Source organism: Massilia sp. CFBP9012, assembly GCF_034045115.1.
GTDB lineage: Bacteria > Pseudomonadota > Gammaproteobacteria > Burkholderiales > Burkholderiaceae_D > Telluria.
In genome coordinates this window covers 7,037-7,500 of the sequence record NZ_JAXCWM010000020.1, presented here as the reverse complement: position 1 = coordinate 7,500, position 464 = coordinate 7,037, and the positions used below count along the sequence as shown (strand labels likewise).

The following is a 464-nucleotide window of genomic DNA, read 5'->3' as shown; positions in this document are numbered from 1 at the left end:
GAGTTCCTGCTGGTGGTCGGCAAGGTGTCCGAAGACCGCTTCAACGGCGGCCTGCGCATCACGGCCGAGAAGGTGTTCGACATCGCGGCATCGCGCATCCAGTACGGGCACAAGCTCGAGATGGACCTGGCTACCACGGTCGATCCGGCGAAGATCGCCGAAGTGCTGCAGCCCTACCGGGTGCAGGACGGGATGCCGGTCAGCCTGCGCCTGCAGACGAACGGGATTCCGTATGTGCTGCAGCTGGGTGACGAGTGGCGGGTGGGGCCGTCGGATACGCTCAAGCAGGCGCTCGAGCTCACGCTGGGGGCGAAGGACGTGGCGGTCGAGTACTAGGCTGTTGTTTCGTTCACCGATCTGAAAAACCGTCGTTCCCGCGAAGGCGCACTGGTGTCCGGAATAATTTCGGGCGCTTGAATAAGCCCGCTTCATAGGAAAAACCACGTCGTTCCCGCGGAGGCGGG

At 63.1% G+C, this 464-nt stretch carries 1 protein-coding gene; it reads left to right on the top strand.

The genetic code is table 11. From position 1 onward, the window contains the following. On the top strand, positions 1 to 336 hold a 336-nt coding region (locus SOM61_RS24740), incomplete at its 5' end, for a hypothetical protein (RefSeq protein ID WP_320476538.1). Positions 337 to 464: the final 128 nt, after the last annotated feature.